Here is a 2,273-nt window from a genome sequence, read left to right as displayed (position 1 = left end):
AGCGACGGCACCTTCACGTCTGGGTCTGCTGGGGTAAATATTAATGTCACTAATCAGCACCCGCAGGCAAATAGCGATCGTTACTACACTCCTGGCGACAAGACACTCAATGTGGAATTTCCCGGAGTTCTGGCCAATGACTTCGACCCCGACGGCGACCCCTTGAGTGCCAAACTGCTATCAGCCCCCAGTAACGGCAAGGTCAATTTCAACCCAGACGGTTCCTTTAGCTATACTCCCAATCCGGGTTTTGTCGGCTTCGAGGTATTCAGCTACAGCGTCAGCGACGGAACCTTAACGTCTGCGTCTGCTCAGATAGGTATTAATGTCGGCAATCAGCCGCCGCAGGCAAAGAGCGACAATTACAAAACCCTGCACGATCGAACCCTCAACGTGCCAGTTGCGACAGGAGTTTTAGCTAACGATAGCGACTTAGAGGGGGATTTATTGACTGCAACTAAAGTCACAAATCCCAAAAATGGCACTCTCGGATTGAATAATGATGGTTCGTTTATTTATACTCCGAATCCTGGATTTGTTGGACTCGATAGCTTCACCTACACTGTCAGCGATGGGGCTGCTACTTCACCGGCAATTTCGGCAAATATCAATGTCACTAACAGTCTGCCCACAGCACAACCTGACACCTACACCATCAGCGCGGGAAAAGTCCTCAGCGTAACAGTGCCGGGAGTTTTAGCCAACGACTCGGACTCAGACTTGGACACACTAAGTGCTGCGGTGGCTGCAAACCCAACTAAAGGCTCGATCGCCCTCAACAAAAACGGTTCTTTCACTTATACTCCTAACCCAGGCTTTTCTGGAACAGACACCTTTACCTACACAGTCAGCGACGGGATAGTTAACTCTGCACCCGCTACCGTCACTGTAAACGTCAACAATAACCCGCCTACAGCCAATCCAGACAGCTATACTACTGCTTTTAATACGGGTCTCAACGTGACGGGTTTGGGAGTCTTAATCAACGATACAGACCCAGAGAATGACCCGCTGACGGCGATTCTGGTGACAAATCCGGCTACAGGGTCGATCGGCCTCAACGCTAACGGTTCCTTTGTTTATACTCCGAATCCTGGTTTTGCAGGGACAGACTCTTTTACCTACAAAGCTAATGACGGCAAAGCTGATTCTGCGACGGTGACGGCAAGCATTATTGTCAATAACCCTCCGACTCCAACTCCGACGGGAACTCCGACTCCAACTCCGACGGGAACTCCGACTCCGACTCCCACGGGAACTCCGACTCCAACTCCGACGGAAACTCCGACTCCGACTCCCACGGGAACTCCGACTCCAACTCCGACGGAAACTCCGACTCCAACTCCCACGGAAACTCCGACTCCGACTCCCACGGGAACTCCGACTCCAACTCCGACTCCAACTCCCACGGAAACTCCGACTCCGACTCCCACGGGAACTCCGACTCCAACTCCCACGGCAACTCCAACTCCAACTCCGACTCCGACTCCCACGGCAACTCCCCCGGCAACTCCAACTCCGACTCCGACTCCAACTCCGACTCCGACTCCGACTCCGACTCCAACTCCGACTCCGACTCCAACTCCGACTCCAACTCCGACTCCGACTCCAACTCCGACTCCGACGCCAACTCCGATTCCAGACGATCGCGATTGCATTTGCCAACAGATTACCCTACCCGCGATCGGTTTAATTCCAGGCCCGAATTCAGTCGATCGCACTTTCAACGGCACTGACGACAGCGATTTCCTCACGGGCAGCAATCTCAACGACGCTATCAACGGTTTCAACGGCGACGACATTCTGCTGGGCTTCCTCGGCAACGACAATATTTACGGGGGACTGCCCAGCAATATCCCCCTTGGTCCGAATGCAGACAAAGACAGGCTGTTTGGCGGCAATGGCAATGATTACCTCAACGGCAATGCCGGCGACGATCGCATTTTCGGGGGTAAGGGCTCAGATGTGGCCATCGGCGGCAAAGACGATGACTTGATTTGGGGCGACAAAGGCAATGACACTCTAGTTGGGACTCAGGGTAACGACTGCTTGTTTGGAGGCAGTTTTGACCAGTCTAACCCTGACTCGACTGGACGCGATTTGCTATGCGGCGGTGCCGGCAACGACTTGTTGAACGCCGGAGATGCTGCCGATACTTTAAGCGGCGGCTTGGGCAATGATACGGTTTGCGGCGGTAAGGGCAATGACGTTCTGGTGGGGGGTACTGGCAACGATCTGCTGTTGGGCGATCGCGGCAGTGATAGCATTTGCGG

General features: G+C 53.8%; 1 protein-coding gene. It reads left to right on the top strand.

The window, feature by feature from the left end; all coding sequences use genetic code 11:
- On the top strand, window positions 1-2,273 hold a 2,273-nt coding region (locus tag QUB56_RS35915), incomplete at both ends, for an Ig-like domain-containing protein (RefSeq protein WP_332961134.1).

The organism is Microcoleus sp. AR_TQ3_B6, from assembly GCF_036702785.1.
Taxonomy (GTDB): Bacteria; Cyanobacteriota; Cyanobacteriia; order Cyanobacteriales; family Microcoleaceae; genus Microcoleus.
This window is presented reverse-complemented; position numbering and strand designations above follow the sequence as displayed.